This is a genomic window from Pantoea piersonii, from assembly GCF_003612015.1.
GTDB classification, from domain to species: Bacteria; Pseudomonadota; Gammaproteobacteria; order Enterobacterales; family Enterobacteriaceae; genus Pantoea; species Pantoea piersonii.
Map to the genome: position 1 here is coordinate 26,163 of NZ_RARB01000013.1, position 14,588 is coordinate 40,750.

The 14,588-nt window shown below is 53.7% G+C and carries 13 protein-coding genes; 8 read left to right on the forward strand and 5 right to left on the reverse strand.

Annotation, left to right across the window (positions count from 1 at the left end; all coding sequences use genetic code 11):
* The first annotated feature begins 858 nt into the window (after positions 1-858).
* Positions 859-2,058 carry an AAA family ATPase gene (locus D7S44_RS21775; protein ID WP_120458311.1) on the forward strand — a complete coding sequence of 400 codons (1,200 nt, stop codon included), beginning with the start codon at positions 859-861 and terminating at the stop codon, positions 2,056-2,058.
* Positions 2,059-2,065: 7 nt separating this feature from the next.
* Positions 2,066-3,040: a ParB family protein gene (locus D7S44_RS21780; protein ID WP_120458312.1), complete on the forward strand. Its 975-nt coding sequence runs from the start codon at positions 2,066-2,068 to the stop codon at positions 3,038-3,040.
* A 349-nt stretch (positions 3,041-3,389) separates the two neighbouring features.
* Here the strand turns inward: D7S44_RS21780 and D7S44_RS21785 are convergent, their stop codons facing one another.
* A complete protein-coding gene (locus D7S44_RS21785; RefSeq protein WP_120458313.1) occupies positions 3,390-4,334 on the reverse strand; it encodes a sulfonate ABC transporter substrate-binding protein in 945 nt (314 codons plus the stop codon).
* A 281-nt stretch (positions 4,335-4,615) separates the two neighbouring features.
* Between D7S44_RS21785 and D7S44_RS21790 the strand changes: the two genes are divergently transcribed.
* From D7S44_RS21790 to D7S44_RS21800, 3 genes are all read left to right on the forward strand, one after another.
* The gene (locus D7S44_RS21790; RefSeq protein WP_120458341.1) at positions 4,616-6,664 is read left to right on the forward strand and encodes an FUSC family protein; all 2,049 of its coding nucleotides are present in this window, start codon (positions 4,616-4,618) and stop codon (positions 6,662-6,664) included.
* Positions 6,665-6,803: 139 nt separating this feature from the next.
* On the forward strand, positions 6,804-7,508 hold the full coding sequence (locus D7S44_RS21795) for an aspartate/glutamate racemase family protein (protein ID WP_120458314.1): 705 nt from the start codon (positions 6,804-6,806) through the stop codon (positions 7,506-7,508).
* 101 nt (positions 7,509-7,609) lie between these two features.
* The gene (locus tag D7S44_RS21800; RefSeq protein WP_120458315.1) at positions 7,610-7,831 is read left to right on the forward strand and encodes a YdgH/BhsA/McbA-like domain containing protein; all 222 of its coding nucleotides are present in this window, start codon (positions 7,610-7,612) and stop codon (positions 7,829-7,831) included.
* An 83-nt stretch (positions 7,832-7,914) separates the two neighbouring features.
* On the opposite strand, the gene D7S44_RS21805 is transcribed toward D7S44_RS21800, so the two are convergent.
* Positions 7,915-8,640: an SDR family oxidoreductase gene (locus tag D7S44_RS21805; RefSeq protein WP_120458316.1), complete on the reverse strand. Its 726-nt coding sequence runs from the start codon at positions 8,638-8,640 to the stop codon at positions 7,915-7,917.
* Positions 8,641-8,739: 99 nt separating this feature from the next.
* Between D7S44_RS21805 and D7S44_RS21810 the strand changes: the two genes are divergently transcribed.
* Positions 8,740-9,624, forward strand: a complete 885-nt coding sequence (locus tag D7S44_RS21810; RefSeq protein ID WP_120458317.1) for a LysR family transcriptional regulator — start codon at positions 8,740-8,742, stop codon at positions 9,622-9,624.
* 3 nt (positions 9,625-9,627) lie between these two features.
* Here the strand turns inward: D7S44_RS21810 and D7S44_RS21815 are convergent, their stop codons facing one another.
* Together D7S44_RS21815 and D7S44_RS21820 are read right to left on the reverse strand one after the other, a co-directional pair.
* Positions 9,628-10,377 (reverse strand): DeoR/GlpR family DNA-binding transcription regulator, encoded by a 750-nt coding sequence (locus D7S44_RS21815; RefSeq protein WP_120458318.1) that lies wholly within the window; start codon positions 10,375-10,377, stop codon positions 9,628-9,630.
* A gap of 75 nt (positions 10,378-10,452) precedes the next feature.
* Positions 10,453-11,715: a DUF1479 domain-containing protein gene (locus D7S44_RS21820; protein ID WP_120458319.1), complete on the reverse strand. Its 1,263-nt coding sequence runs from the start codon at positions 11,713-11,715 to the stop codon at positions 10,453-10,455.
* Positions 11,716-11,959: 244 nt separating this feature from the next.
* On the opposite strand from D7S44_RS21820, the gene D7S44_RS21825 reads away from it, so the two are divergent.
* Positions 11,960-12,781, forward strand: coding sequence for a Cof-type HAD-IIB family hydrolase (locus D7S44_RS21825; RefSeq protein WP_120458320.1), 822 nt, complete (start codon positions 11,960-11,962; stop codon positions 12,779-12,781).
* Between the two features lie 43 nt (positions 12,782-12,824).
* Here the strand turns inward: D7S44_RS21825 and D7S44_RS21830 are convergent, their stop codons facing one another.
* On the reverse strand, positions 12,825-13,217 hold the full coding sequence (locus D7S44_RS21830) for a winged helix-turn-helix transcriptional regulator (protein WP_120458321.1): 393 nt from the start codon (positions 13,215-13,217) through the stop codon (positions 12,825-12,827).
* A gap of 109 nt (positions 13,218-13,326) precedes the next feature.
* On the opposite strand from D7S44_RS21830, the gene D7S44_RS21835 reads away from it, so the two are divergent.
* Positions 13,327-14,376, forward strand: a complete 1,050-nt coding sequence (locus D7S44_RS21835; protein WP_120458322.1) for an NAD(P)-dependent alcohol dehydrogenase — start codon at positions 13,327-13,329, stop codon at positions 14,374-14,376.
* Positions 14,377-14,588: the final 212 nt, after the last annotated feature.

A 14,588-nucleotide genomic window follows, 5' to 3' on the forward strand; every position in this document is an offset into this window, starting at 1 on the left:
GACCGGTTTACTGACTGCAGTGAATACTGACGGCGTTCTGTTAAAGTTTTATGGCTCTTTGATGATCGTTATCTGCCCCTACTGATTACAGTGAATGCTTGAGCCATCGTTAATGTGCTTGTCCCTTACCCTACTTTTACTGCCTACAGTGAACCTTTGGCTTGTCTTCCCTGTCCTCGCACCTTCCACGTCGAACGCCTTGTGAGGGCGCTGCCGTCTTCCTTACCCGCATATCGAAGGTGATGCTGCATTACAGAATACAGTGAATGTTATGCACCTCTTCGTCCGTGCAGCCTTTGCCTCTGCTGATTACAGTGAATGTTTGCTGGGTACGAACGCCTGCGTAGCGTTGCTACCGGTTTTAGACTGAGTCAGTTCACTGATTACAGTGAACGTAAGCTGGTTGTGCTGATTACAGTGAATCTTTTGCTAAATACAGTGAACGTTTCTCTCTGACAGGCGACTCTGCTACTGATTACAGTGAATGTTATAGGTCACAGCTTGCCGACGGCCTTTCTCTACTGATTACAGTGAATGCTTTGAAAGACGCCTGCCGATTACAGTGAATGTTTAGCCAGGATCCAGAGAAAGATGTTATGTCGAGACCCATCGGCACATGGTTGAGAACGTCTTCATTACTGATTACAGTGAACGAATTGCTGATTACAGTGAATCTGTTCCCCCTGCCCTCTCCTGATGCTTCCGTTTGCCATTACTGATTACAGTGAATATTTGCAGCATCTCTTTATCATGCAGTCCATTTTTGGCTGATCATTGATTTCGTTATATAAGATATTTTCTTGCCCGACATGCAGGATTTATGTATAAAGTCACAAATCCTACATGTGTGGAGCAAGTATGGCTAACGACGAAAAGCAGGTGCTGAAGGTCGCACAACGGTCTGAAAGAATGCTGCTGAGCCTGACAGAACAGATTCAGGCGCAAAAAGAAGAGCTGCATGAGAATACGTTTTACCAGGTTTATGCCAAGGCTGCGCTGGCGAAGCTGCCAAAACTGACGCGCGCCAGCGTTGATTATGCTGTTAATGAGATGGAAGAAAGCGGCTATCAGTTCGACAAACGCGCCGCAGGCAGTTCAACCAAATACGCGATGTCGATAGAAAATATCATCGATATCTATCACCATCGCGGTGTTCCTAAATACCGTGACCGCCATCCGGAAGCCTATACGATTTTTGTCGGCAACCTGAAAGGCGGCGTTTCTAAAACGGTTTCAACCGTCTCTCTCGCCCACGCGTTGCGGGCACACCCTCATCTGCTTTTTGAAGATCTGCGTATTCTGGTTATTGACCTGGATCCCCAGTCTTCGGCAACCATGTTCCTTAATCATGAGCGTTCAGTGGGGATTGTCGAAGCCACAGCCGCGCAGGCGATGCTGCAAAACGTGAGCCGCGAAGAGTTGTTAAAAGAGTTTATCGTGCCGTCGATTATTCCTGGCGTCGATGTGTTGCCGGCTTCAATTGACGATGCGTTTATCGCTTCTCGCTGGGATGAGCTTTGTGCCGAACATCTGGCTGGCCAGAATGTGCATGCGGTGCTGTACGAGAATGTCATTGCCAAACTGAAAAAAGATTATGACTTCATCTTTATCGACAGCGGCCCGCATCTGGATGCTTTTCTGAAAAACGCTATTGCGGCATCCGATCTGCTCATGACGCCCGTTCCGCCGGCACAGGTTGACTTCCATTCCACCCTTAAATATCTGACGCGTCTTCCTGAGCTGATCGACATTATCGAGCAATCCGGCGCTCCCTGTCGTCTGCAGGGCAATATCGGCTTTATGTCCAAGCTGTCTAATAAAGCAGACCACAAGCTCTGTCACAGCCTGGCGAAAGAGATATTCGGCGGCGATATGCTGGACGCCGCTCTGCCGCGTCTTGATGGTTTTGAACGCTGCGGCGAATCCTTTGACACCGTTATCTCGGCAAATCCTTCCACCTACGTCGGCAGCAGCGAAGCGTTAAAGAATGCGCGTTCCGCTGCAGAAGATTTTGCGAAAGCGGTCTTTGACCGTATTGAATTTATTCGCCTGAACTGAGGTCGCTATGAGTGCAAAAAGAATTACTATCGGCAGAACCTTTAGCCAGACGCCTGTCCAGACTGACGTGTCATCAGACGCGCCAACGCAAACCTTTGTTCTCTCTACCGGCAAGCGTGCCGTATTTCGCCTGGAGCGTATAGAAGCCCGCGACATCGAAGATAAAACCTTTGTGGTGCTGGAAACCAACGGACGCGACCAGGCTGGCCTGACGCCGGATTCGTTACGCGACATTATTCGCACCATCAAACTCCAGCAGTTTTTTCCTGCTATCGGCATAAAGCGTGGCGAACGTATCGAAATCCTGGACGGTTCACGACGTCGCGCTGCCGCGCTCTACTGTAAGACCGGACTGGATATTCTGGTTTCTGAAACGGCAATTACGACTGAAGAAGCACGCAAGCTGGCGCAAGATATTCAAACTGCACGCGAACACAACCTGCGTGAAGTCGGTCTTCGTCTGCTGTCGCTGAAAAATGGCGGCCTGTCACAAAAAGAGATCGCAGAAAGTCAGGGCCTGTCACAGGCGAAAGTGACGCGAGCTTTGCAGGCGGCCAGCGTGCCGGCAGAGCTGATTTCACTTTTCCCTAACCATTCTGAACTGACCTATCCCGATTATAAGGCGCTGCTGATGGCCGCTGATAAACTCACTGAGACAGGTCAGCAGATTGAGCGTTTAATCGAAACCGTTTCCATGGATGTTGATAGCATCTGTGCGCGTGACGGGCTGGCGGCAGATGAGGTTAAAAACCATATCCTTCGGCTAGTGCGCAACGGCAGTCAGACGCTCATCGCGTCGCCTGCAAAAGAGAAACCTGTTTCAGAGAATCTCTGGACCTTTGCGGATAAAGACCGTTTTGCCCGTAAAAAAATCCGGGGCCGTATGTTCAGCTACGAATTTAACCGTCAGTCTAAAGAGCTGCAGGAAGAGCTCGACAGGGTGATCGCTGATACCTTGCGTAAATATCTTGGCGACCAGTAAGCCGGTAATCCGGGTATTACTCTACCCGGATTTTTTATCCTCCCCTTTCCCTCCTCGCTTCTTCGCCATCCGCTTTTCAACGCTAACTCCCTGTTTTACAGATTTTTCTGCAAGAATTTCAGGCTGAAATCGCCAGCTATTTCCCTTTTGAAAAGATGCTTTATTTAAAAGAACCTGACCTGATGTTTTATCCCGCATTGGCCAGTTATGGAGTCGTCCTGTATGGCTCTCCAGTGCGATTTCATATGTAATCCATTGAATTTAAAAGTAAATATATGAAAATTTCAGGGTGAAATCGCCAGGGGTGCTGCTTTAAAAGGAAGGATTGCCCTTATTACAGGGCAAGAAGTTACTTTTTGTCGGCGGACCATGTCGCGGAGCGTACTTCAACTTTAACTGGCAAGAGCTTCGCTTGCGTAAAAGCATCCGCAAGTTTTTGCTGCTCTGAAAAAACGCTGTCTGTCATGCGCTCCGCTCCATATGGCAGACGCGTCAGCGTGGTTCGCCAGATGGCCTTGTCCAGGCCAGTAGACTGCGCCAGTATCGCCGCTGCTTCATCCTGATGCTGGTTCGCCCAGTCGCTCAGCGTACTAAGTTCATCCAGCACTTTTTTTGCTGTTTCAGGTTCACTATCGGCAAACTTGCGGCTGGCAAGATAAAAGGTGTAATGCGGCAAGAGGCCTTCTGCGTTACGTACCTGACGAGCGCCGGTGCTGGCTTCTACCTCAGCCAGATAGGGATCCCAGATAACCCAGGCATCTACCGCGCCTTTTTGAAAAGCGGCGCGTGCATCAGCGGGAGGTAAGTAAACAGGCGTTATATCTTTATAAGTCAGCCCCGCTTCTTTGAGTGCGGCAATCAGCAGATAGTTAACGTCTGAACCTTTGTTCAAAGCTACGCGTTTGCCCTTCAAATCCTCAATGTTATGAATACCGGAAGCGGAAGGCACTACAATGGCTTCGGTTTTCGGGTTAGCGGGTGAATGCCCCAGATAAACCAGATCGGCTTTTGCCGCCTGAGCAAAGGCTGGCGGCGCATCGCCTGTTGCGGCCAAATCGATACTGCCAACATTGAGTCCTTCCAGCATCTGCGGCCCGGCAGGGAACTCAACCCAGCGAAGGCTAATACCCTCTTTTTTGAAAGCTGCTTCCAGCGTGCCGCGATATTTGAGCAGCGCAAAGATGTTTGCTTTCTGATAACCGATAGTTACCTGTTCAGGTGCTGCATGGCTGACGGCGGCCAGCGAACCAAGCGCGAACAAAAGTATGCCTGACGTTAATTTGCTTATTTTCATTTCTTTGTCTCCCGATTTTTAGCCAACCTTAGCAAAAAGCCTATATAACCAATAAATAACGAATTACATTTGCTTATTCTTAAGGGGCATAGCGGTAGATCAGGCAGAAAAGGCAGGAATAAGAGAGAAGAAGTAAGGGGATAATGCGGCCCCGTAAAGCGAGAAGAGCGGGCTTAATATTAGTTAGCACGTTAATAATTTGTAGTAATAATCAAAGAGCATTCCTCATGGCCTTCTGTCAGGATACGGCCAAAAATGCCTGTCTGAGGTCCATTCACTATATGAAGTGGTTTTCAAAAAGCGCGCTCTTGTTTTCTGGCAAAACTTGTCTGGCCGCGTTTTTAGCGCTCTATATCGCATTAGAACTCAATCTTGATAAGCCAGCCTGGTCGCTGACCACGGTCTATGTCGCATCGCAGCTCTACTCCGCTGCGACTATCTCCAAATCCATCTTTCGTTTCCTGGGGACGCTGCTGGGCGGACTTTTTGTCTTGCTCATCTATCCGGCCACGGTACAGGATCCGATGCTCTTTAGCCTCTGCATCTCGCTGTGGGTTGCGCTTTGCCTTTATCTGTCACTGCACGATCGGACGCCCAAAAGCTACATATTCATGCTGGCGGGATACAGCGCGGCGATTATGGGGTTCCCTGACGTGACGGCACCTGCTGATATCACCTATACGGTCATATCGCGTATTGAAGAGATTAGCGTTGCTATTCTCTGTAGCAGCCTGGTGCATCGGCTGATTATGCCGGTCTCGATGAGCAGTATGCTGGAGCAAAGCGTGAGTATCTGGTATCAGAACGCCAGGAAACTTTGCGCCGAGCTGATTACAGTGATGCCCCGAGAAAAATCGCTGGAGCGTGAAGATATCCTGATCCAGATGGCGAATTATCCGCTGAACGTTGAAACGATGATTACCCACTGCGTCTATGAAGGTGAAGCGGCGCGGCGCCTGATCCGGCTTGTCAGCGTTCAGTATCAGCATCTCTCCTATCTTATCCCTACGCTTACGGCTATCGAAGCCAGGCTCAGCTTGCTGGCGGAACAGAACATCCGCTTTCCTGAATATGTCGCGCAAGCGTTCCAGCATTTCTTGCACTGGCTGAACAGCACAGAGCACAGCGGCGAAACGCTGGCGATTAACGCGTCATTAATTGCCGCGCAGCAGCAGCTGAAAGCGGACTGGGAAAGGGGCGAGCTACCTGTTGAGGAGAGCATTCTGCTCACCGGGCTGCTGGAGCGGCTGCTGAATTTTGTCCGCATCTCGGAGGCCTATCAGACAGTAGGTGAACGCGTTAGCGATCTGACCCCAAGCGCTAAACCGGGCAAAATGGCGCGCAGCCATAAACACGTCGATAAAGTCATGCTGCTGCTCTCCTGCCTGACGGCCTTTCTTGCCACCTTTCTGACCTGCCTTTTCTGGATCGGCAGTGGCTGGGTAGATGGGGCAACGGCTCCTATGATGGCAGCCGTTCTCTGTTCCTTCTTTGCCGCGATGGACAGTCCGATTGCGCCGATGAAGATTTTCCTTAAAGGCGTCGTCGTCGCGATCGGTATCAGTATGCTTTACACCACGTTACTGATACCGGAAGCGACATCTTTCGAAGCGCTGGTTCTCTGTCTTGCGCCAGGACTAATGGCACTTGGGCTGGTGATTGCTAACCCTTCTACCAATTTGATTGGTCTGATTGTGGCGACGCAGATCCCTGGCCTGATCGGGATGAGCCACCATTTCAAGCCTAATCTGCTGCTTATAGTGAATGCTTCACTCTCAACGCTCGCCGGGATCACTGCGGCCGTTATTGTGACCGCGGTGATCCGCAACAAGCGTCCCGCCTGGACGGCCAAACGCGCGCTACGCAAAGGGTTAAAGGAGTTGCTGCAGTTCATCACTGCCGTCGAGCTAAACAGCGCCTCGCTGCTGATGCGCCAGCAGTTTGTGGCGCGGACGCTGGATAAGGTCAATATTATCCTCCCGCGTAAGCGTATCGATAATGATGCCGAGCTTGCGGCAGGCGGCAATCTGATTACCGAAGCCTGGCTGGGCGCTAATTGCTATGACTTCTATGTACGGCATCAGCAGCTACTGACAGAACAGGGCATCAGCAGCGACAGGTTTTTTGGTGAGCTGCGCCTGTTCCTTAAAAACCGCATCAGACTGTTGCAGGCCCAGCCGCATAATGCGCTGCTTGAAGAGTTAAACAGCCTGCTGGTGTCGCTGGAAGCGCTGGCGCAGCGCGACAGTAGCTTTTTCGCGCCCCTGCTGTATCTGTTCAACGTGCGGCTCTCGCTGTTTCCACAGGCCCGCTGGCCGCAGCAGGCGTAACGTAATAAGCACCTTAGCTCATTTAAAACAGTCACTCCGGTGGCTGTTTTTTTTGCGTATAAAGCCTTTGGACTGGCATAAAAAGGTCTGAGCTGCTCTGATAACAGGCATTCTATGAACAGCGATAAAGGAAGCAATCATGAAGACGATAGGCTTAATAGGGGGTATGTCCTGGGAATCGACCGCTCTCTACTACCGGATTTTGAATGAAGAAGTGAAAAGCGCACTTGGCGGTCTGCATTCGGCGCGCGTCGTACTTTATAGCGTGGATTTCGATGAAATAGAAAAGCTGCAAAGCACGGGGCGCTGGGATGAAGCGGGTCTCCAACTGGCACAGGCTGCGCAGGCTCTGGCGCGCGCAGGCGCAGAGTTGCTGGTGCTGGCAACCAACACCATGCATAAAGTCGCGCCGCAAATTCAGCAGGCAGTCGCTATTCCTTTACTGCATATTGCCGACGCGACGGCGGAGCGCATCCGAGAGCATGGCTTACAAAAGGTCGGTCTGATTGCTACTCGCTTTACGATGGAGGAGACGTTTTATCATGGCCGCCTGACAGATGAATACGGTCTGGAGGTCATAACGCCCGACAGCGACGATCGCGCCTTTATCCATCAGGTGATTTATCAGGAGCTCTGCCTGGGTATCATCAATCCTGACTCCCGGGCGCGTTTTCGCGAAATAATGGCTGGCCTCACTGCGCAGGGCGCTGAAGGTATCATCCTTGGCTGCACAGAAATAACCATGCTGGTCACAGCAGACGATGCCAGCGTGCCGCTGTTTGACACCACGCAAATCCATGCGCAAAGTGCTGTGCAACAGGCGCTCAGGGAAAATGAAATGTGATCAAAATCGCACTTTTTGTTAGGATGATAATAGTAACTAACGTTATTATAACTTTCATCGAAGGCATGTTGCCTCGCATTAACAAAAGAAGGATTTTGACCATGAAAAACGTAAAAACTATTGCTCTTGCTACTGTCGCTGCACTCTCTATGATTTCATTCGGCAGCTTCGCCGCAGAAAGCATCTCTGCACACGGCAGCACGCTGGATAGCGCAGAAGCTCATATCGCGGCGAAAGCGCAGGCTGAAGGCGCATCAGGCTATAAAATTACCAGTGCGCGCGCCGAAGACGGCGTTTATATGACCGCAGAACTCTATAAATAATGGATGGTCGTACAGGGACGTGCCAGAAAAGGCTGCCGCAAGGCAGCCTTTTTTGTTATCTCCATTTAGGGCTGGCGTCAGGGTCAATAGGGAGAGCGGGTAGGGCGCACCACAATCTCGTTGACATCGACATCATCAGGCTGCTCAATGGCGAAGCGCACTGCGCGGCCGATAGCGGCCGGCTGTAAAGCGATAGCGCGGTAATCGTTCATCAGCGCTGCGGCGGCAGGATCGGTAATCGTTGCGGCCAGCTCGCTTTCCACCACGCCTGGATGGATGCAGGTCACGCGCAGTTGGGTATTCTCCTGCCGCAAACCGTCTGAGATCGCCCGTACGGCAAACTTAGTGGCGCAGTAAACCGCTGCGGTAGGGGAGACGCTCAGCGCGCCAATAGAGGCGATATTAATGATGTGGCCCGCTTCACGCGCCAGCATCGGCGGCAGCACGGCGGCGATGCCATACAAAACGCCTTTAATGTTGACGTCAATCATCTGATCCCATTCATCCACCTTTAGTGACGCCAGCGGCGATAGCGGCATTACGCCTGCGTTATTGATCATCACATCGATCCGCCCCCATTTTTGCAGCGCGACCCCGGCAAACTGCTGCACGGAGATGCGCGAAGTCACATCAAGCGCGGCAACCGCGACTTCAGCGCCTTGCTGCTCAAGTTCAGCCGCCAGCGCCAGCAAACGATCGACGCGGCGCGCGCCCAGCAGCAGAACCGCGCCGCTCGCCGCCAGCTCCCGTGCGATACCCGCGCCAATGCCGCTGGATGCGCCGGTGATTAAAATCACTTTCTTGCTCATGGTTTCGCTCCTGTCGTTAAGTCTCTGGCGATCTTATGCCTGCTGCTTTATAAAGAGAATCCACCCATTCCTTACCTGGCTGGTAACAGAGGCTAACCAATGATTCTGGATAAAAACGCGCTGGAGGTTTTCGTCACGCTGGCGCAAACGCGTAACTTCCGCGTGGCGGCAGAAAAGCTGGGCGTGACCCGACCGGCAATTAGCCAGTCGTTGAGACGCCTGGAGGATCGGCTGCAGATGTCGCTGATTCGCCGCACCACGCGCAGCCTCAGCCTCACCGAAGCGGGCGAAAGGCTCTATGCCGAGGCGGCGCCAGCCATATCTCAGCTTAATCAGGCGGTGGTTGATATCAGCGCGCTGGCGGGCGAACCCCGCGGGCTGCTGCGTCTGGCGGTCTCTTCTATTGCCGAACGCTTTATTAACGGCGAGCTGCTGGCGACGTTTCTCATCCGTTATCCGCATATTGAGGTGGATATTTCGGTTACTGATGAAGAGTTCGACATTGTGGCGCAGGGCTTTGATGCTGGCGTTCGGCTGGGAGAAATTATCGCCCAGGATATGATTGCGGTACCGGTCTCGCTGCGTCAGCGGCAAATCGCCGTAGCCTCGCCCGCTTATCTGGCGCGTTACGGTACGCCGCGCCATCCTCACGAACTGTTGCAGCACTGCTGTATCGGCTGGCGGCGCGAGCCGGGCGTCGCGCCTTATCGCTGGGAGTTTGCGGAAGAGGGCAGAGAATTTGATGTCGCGGTCAATGCGCGGCTGAATACTAACGATATGGGCATTATGATCCGTACTGCCTGCGCAGGCGGCGGCATCGCTTTTGGTCTGGAAGAAACATACCGGCCCTATATCGCGCGCGGCGAACTGATACCGCTACTGACGGCCTATCTGCCGGAGTTTGCCGGATTCTACCTCTATTTCCCCAGCCGGAAACATCTGGCGCCCAAGCTACGGGCGCTGATCGATCATATGAAGGTTTGAGTCTCAGGGCAGGGCGACGCGCGTCACCGCCACGCCCTGTTCCTCTAACTGCGTCAGCGCTTCCGCGCTCAGCCCGCTATCGGTAATGACCCGCGTCACCTGATACCCCGACGACAGAGGGTAGGGATGGATCTGGCCGAATTTCGACGAGTCGGTCAGTGCCCAGGTGGGCACACGCTTCGCCATCACCGCGTCCAACACATCGCAGCGCAGCATGTTGCGGCCGGTAAAGCCGGTTTCCGCCTGCCAGCCGTCAACGCCGATAAAGGCCTTATGGAAATGGATTTGCTGAATGCAGTAGCGCGTCAGCGGACCAACCATCGACTGACTGCTTTTCTGCAATAGCCCGCCCGGCACAATGACCTCACACGCTGCGTCTTTCAGCAGGTGAGCGATAAAATGGCTGACGGTAATTACCGTAAGGTCGGCGCGATCGGCCAGCAGGCGCGCCAGCAGCGCGTTACTGCTGCCGCCCTCGATAAAAACCGCCTCGCCGCTTTCAATCAGACCTGCGGCATGGCTGGCGAGCGCCTGTTTGAGCTCATAATGCGTATGCATACGCATGCCTACGTTATCGCTGTCCAGCGCCATTGCGGAACCGTGGACGCGACGCAGAAAATAGTCGCGCTCCAGCAGGTTTAGATCCTGACGAATGGTGACCTCAGAGACGCCGGTCAGCTGGGCCAGTTCGCTGACCGTCACGCTGCCGCGCGTATTAACGAGCTGAATAATCTGTTGATGACGAGCGTTCATGCGTGCCGTTTATCGGAAAAGTGTGGCGCCAGTGTAGCAGAGAGGCGCCGCGCAGGGGACGCTGCGCGGCAATGTTCAGGCTAAACCGAGTGCGCGGCGGCCGTTATCGTTCAGATCGGCAAGGGTAAAGCGATCGCGCCAGCCTGTTTCGTAATCCTCCGGCGGAAAATCGGCAGGCGACCGACCCAGCGACAGCGCCTCAGCCACCTGCTGCGCGCAGGCGCGATTTTTCGCGCACACTGGCGCGGCGGGAATGTACATGACATTTCCCCAGCCCTGCTGATTGTCCACCGGCGCGACGGAGTGGATCACATCGCAGTGCCACCACACCGAGTCGCCTGCCTCCAGCGGCGGGATGGAGCAGAGACCGTCGATAAGGTGGGGATGCCACTTCTCGCTGACGGGCAGGACTTTACCTGGCGCAACGCCGCACAGTTCATCGTCCGGCACGTCGTCGAGCAACGGACGCAGCAGAATATAGGCCCTCGCTTCCGGTACCGGCACCACATGCAGCAGACCCTGTCCGGCAAGCATATCTGACAGCGCTGTCCATCCCTGAAACGTGCGAAACGCAGAACATTTGGTGGTATCCGGCACGTCATACTCGTTCACTTCAGTGCGCCACGCCGCATCCCAGGGATCGTAAGCATCTATATCGCCGTGAAAAATGGCGGCAAATACCTGTTGATAAGCGGGCAGCAGCCAGCGCTCCAGCGCGCCGGAATCAGTATGCGCGCCCAGTCCCTTAGAGGTCGTGCCCGGCGGACGACGGCGGATACGGTCGGGATAGATAATGCTGACGTCAGGATCGAACCATTGCTTGCCGTGTGAGGAGAAACGCCACAGACGGTTGAGAAAAGACTGAACCTGCGCGGTGGCGTCGCTTTGGCGCGCCTGCATTTGCGCCTGTGACCAGTAGATCGGGTAAATCTCCGGGCGTGACGCCTCCAGGCTGCCAAAGAAATTATCGCCCGGACCGCGATACTGCGCGTCGAAATCATTCAGATCGAGATAATCCAGCAGCGATCTGTCCCACGCCAGCGCCTGCTCGCGCGGAAACTGCTGCTTAACCACTACGCAGCCGCGTCGCTTTATCCGCGCCAGGGTTTCACTTGAAACCTGCCCTTTTGCGATTGCGTCCTGCGTGACAACGGGCCAGGCGGTGCCGTAATGCTTTTCCTCTGCTTTTGCTTCCGCAATCGCGCTGGTGATACGTTGGCTAATCCGGGCGAAAAGCCCCTCGACATCGCCAATTTGCTGACGGATCTGTTGTTTAAAGGTGCGAATGGCTGCGCTGATATCCTCGGGCAGCGGCGTAGCCTGTGTATGTAGGGTCATTCTGGCCTCCGCGGGCGGGTAAGTGTTTTTCATTTGTAAATATAATGTGCTTCGTTCGTAAGTTTAGGCGCAGCTGTTGCCTGTAAGCAACTCCCCGGTACGTGATCGCGAACACACTCTGTCAGGAAAGCTCCGAAAGCCCTGAACATTCTTATTATTCGAATTTTCATTAATCCACACTGCGGGTAAGCTTTAGCTATTAAGTGGGCATCACTGAAACAACAGCCTCAGCAAGGAGATGACTATGGCGGTAAAGATGATCGCGGTGGATATGGATGGCACCTTTCTCGACGATAACAAGGAGTACAATGCTCAGCGATTTTTGCGGCAGTACACGCTGTTAAAAGAGAGAGGCATTCGTTTCGTGGTCGCCAGCGGCAATCAGTATTACCAGCTGCAGCGTTATTTTCCTGAAATCAAGGATGAAATCGCTTTTGTAGCGGAAAACGGCGCCTGGGTTTCGGACAGCAATGAAGAGATTTTCTGCGGTGAACTGGCGCAGTCGCGCGTGCATCAGGTGCTGGATATTCTTGCTAAAGAACCCGATATCAGCACAGTCGTTTGCGGACGTAATGGCGCGTATATCCACTCTTCCGCCCCCGAGGAGGTTGTCAGCCTGCTCTCTAACCACTATGCCCGGCTGGAAAAACGCGACGATCTCTACACTATCGACGACACCATCTTTAAGTTCTCCCTGAACCTGGCGCATGAAGGCGTCGATGCGCTGCTGGAACGACTGCATAATCAGCTGGGTGAAATCGAGAACATCATGCATCCGGTCTCGAGCGGCTATGGCTTTATCGATCTGATTATCCCTGGCTGTCATAAAGCGCACGGCATCGCGTTGCTTCAGGAAAAATGGGGCATCAGCGATTGCGAAGTCGTCGCTATTGGCGACAGCGCCAATGACCTTGAAATGCTGCGCCAGGCCTGCTTCAGCTTTGCCATGGCGAATGCCGTAGAGCCGGTACGCGCCGTAGCGCGCTATAAAACGGAGAGTAACAACGACGACGGCGCGTTAAACGTTATCGCCCGCGTACTGGCGCGAGAATTCCCGTTCGGCTAAACCGCTGCTTGCCCCGGATGCAACCATCCGGGGTAACCTGCTGTTAACTCTCCTGCTGTTTCGCCCGCTGAAGACACTGTTCCATCTCATCCAGCGCGACCTGATTCTCCAGCCCCCACTGATACATCTGCTCGATCGGCTCGGCAAAGATTTTACCCAGCGGTGTCAGCGTATATTCAACCTTAGGCGGCACGACTTCAAATACCTGGCGCGACACCAGCCCGCGCTGTTCCAGCTCTCGCAGCGTCTGCACCAGCATTTTTTTGGAAATGCCCTGCAGGCTGCGCTGCAGTTCTCCCGTGCGTGCGCGATGCGCTGGCCAGTGATAGAGGGCGTGAAGCACCATCGTGCTCCACTTTACGGCAAACAGATCCAGTAGCCGACGCGGCGGCGAATCCGCAAAGAACATCAGCTTTCCGTCAACCCAGGCTGGCATAACGAATTATCCCGATGGTAACCAAAAGGTAACTACTACCAATAAGGTTCCCTGCTGTCTATAGTGGGCCGCTTTCTTTGCCGCTTCAGGCAGCCATCAGGAGGAACATATGAAAATTAACGCACTGGTCGCACAACAGGCGACGCAACCGCTGGCGGCGGGCCAGGTTGAACTGCGCGAGCTGCAACCGGACGACGTTAAGATCGCCATCATTTACTGCGGCGTCTGCCATTCCGATCTGCATATGGCGCGCAATGAGTGGGGCGTCAGTCGCTATCCACTGGTGCCGGGCCATGAGATTGTCGGGCGCGTTGAAGCCACCGGCGCGAAGGTAACGACGTTCAAGACGGGCGATATTGTCGGCGTCGGCGTAATGGTGGACTCCTGCGGTCACTGCTATTTTTGCCAGCAGCAGGAAGAGCAGTACTGTGAAGCGGGCTTCACGCCGACCTATAACGGAACGGATAAATATACCGGCGGCACGACCTTCGGCGGCTATGTTCAGCATGTGATTACCGATCAGCATTTTGTGGTTTCTGTCCCGCAGAACCTCGATCTGAAAGCCGTTGCGCCGTTGCTGTGCGCGGGCGTAACCGTCTGGTCGCCGCTGCGTCACTACAACGTAAAGCCGGGCGATAAAGTGGGCGTTATTGGTCTGGGCGGGCTGGGACATATGGCGGTTAAGCTGGCCAGCGCGCTGGGAGCGGAGGTGACGCTGTTTACCACTTCACCGGAAAAAGGCGAAGATGCGCGCCGTCTGGGCGCCAGTCGGGTTGTGGTCTCTCGCGATGCGCAACAGATGGCGGCCTGTCAGACCTCGCTGGATATTATCCTCGACTGTGTCGCCGCGCCGCACGACCTTGATCCTTATCTGGCGACGCTGAAAACTAATGGTCAGCTGGTGCTGGTGGGCATTCCCGACCAGCCGCATCCCGCGCCAAACGTCACGCCGATGGTATTTCGCCGCCTGAGCATTAGCGGTACCTCAATCGGCAGCATCCGGGAAACGCAGGAAATGCTCGATTTCTGTGGTCAGCACAATATCACTGCCGATGTCGAAATGATTGCGGGCGACGAGATTGAAACGGCTTTCGCCCGGATGTTAAAAGGCGATGTGAAGTATCGCTTTGTCATCGACATGGAAAAAACGCACTGGTAACAGCAAAAAGGGGCTTAATGATAAGCCCCTTGATTTTCAAGCATTTCAGCCTGAAATCGCCAGTTAAGCCTGGCGCTAATCTTCTTCTCACCACTTCTCTCTGTCCCTGCACTGATACGTTCTGGCTGATTACAGTGAATGTTTCACCCCTGGCTGATTTGATCATATTTCATGCGGAGAATGCTCGCCGCATAAACAATCAGGCTTCCAGG

Bases quoted from the DNA above. Each gene is read 5' to 3' on its own strand.
- D7S44_RS21775 (WP_120458311.1), top strand. From the start codon at position 859: ATGGCTAACGACGAAAAGCAGGTGCTGAAGGTCGCACAACGGTCTGAA.
- D7S44_RS21780 (WP_120458312.1), top strand. From the start codon at position 2,066: ATGAGTGCAAAAAGAATTACTATCGGCAGAACCTTTAGCCAGACGCCT.
- D7S44_RS21785 (WP_120458313.1), bottom strand. From the start codon at position 4,334: ATGAAAATAAGCAAATTAACGTCAGGCATACTTTTGTTCGCGCTTGGT.
- D7S44_RS21790 (WP_120458341.1), top strand. From the start codon at position 4,616: ATGAAGTGGTTTTCAAAAAGCGCGCTCTTGTTTTCTGGCAAAACTTGT.
- D7S44_RS21795 (WP_120458314.1), top strand. From the start codon at position 6,804: ATGAAGACGATAGGCTTAATAGGGGGTATGTCCTGGGAATCGACCGCT.
- D7S44_RS21800 (WP_120458315.1), top strand. From the start codon at position 7,610: ATGAAAAACGTAAAAACTATTGCTCTTGCTACTGTCGCTGCACTCTCT.
- D7S44_RS21805 (WP_120458316.1), bottom strand. From the start codon at position 8,640: ATGAGCAAGAAAGTGATTTTAATCACCGGCGCATCCAGCGGCATTGGC.
- D7S44_RS21810 (WP_120458317.1), top strand. From the start codon at position 8,740: ATGATTCTGGATAAAAACGCGCTGGAGGTTTTCGTCACGCTGGCGCAA.
- D7S44_RS21815 (WP_120458318.1), bottom strand. From the start codon at position 10,377: ATGAACGCTCGTCATCAACAGATTATTCAGCTCGTTAATACGCGCGGC.
- D7S44_RS21820 (WP_120458319.1), bottom strand. From the start codon at position 11,715: ATGACCCTACATACACAGGCTACGCCGCTGCCCGAGGATATCAGCGCA.
- D7S44_RS21825 (WP_120458320.1), top strand. From the start codon at position 11,960: ATGGCGGTAAAGATGATCGCGGTGGATATGGATGGCACCTTTCTCGAC.
- D7S44_RS21830 (WP_120458321.1), bottom strand. From the start codon at position 13,217: ATGCCAGCCTGGGTTGACGGAAAGCTGATGTTCTTTGCGGATTCGCCG.
- D7S44_RS21835 (WP_120458322.1), top strand. From the start codon at position 13,327: ATGAAAATTAACGCACTGGTCGCACAACAGGCGACGCAACCGCTGGCG.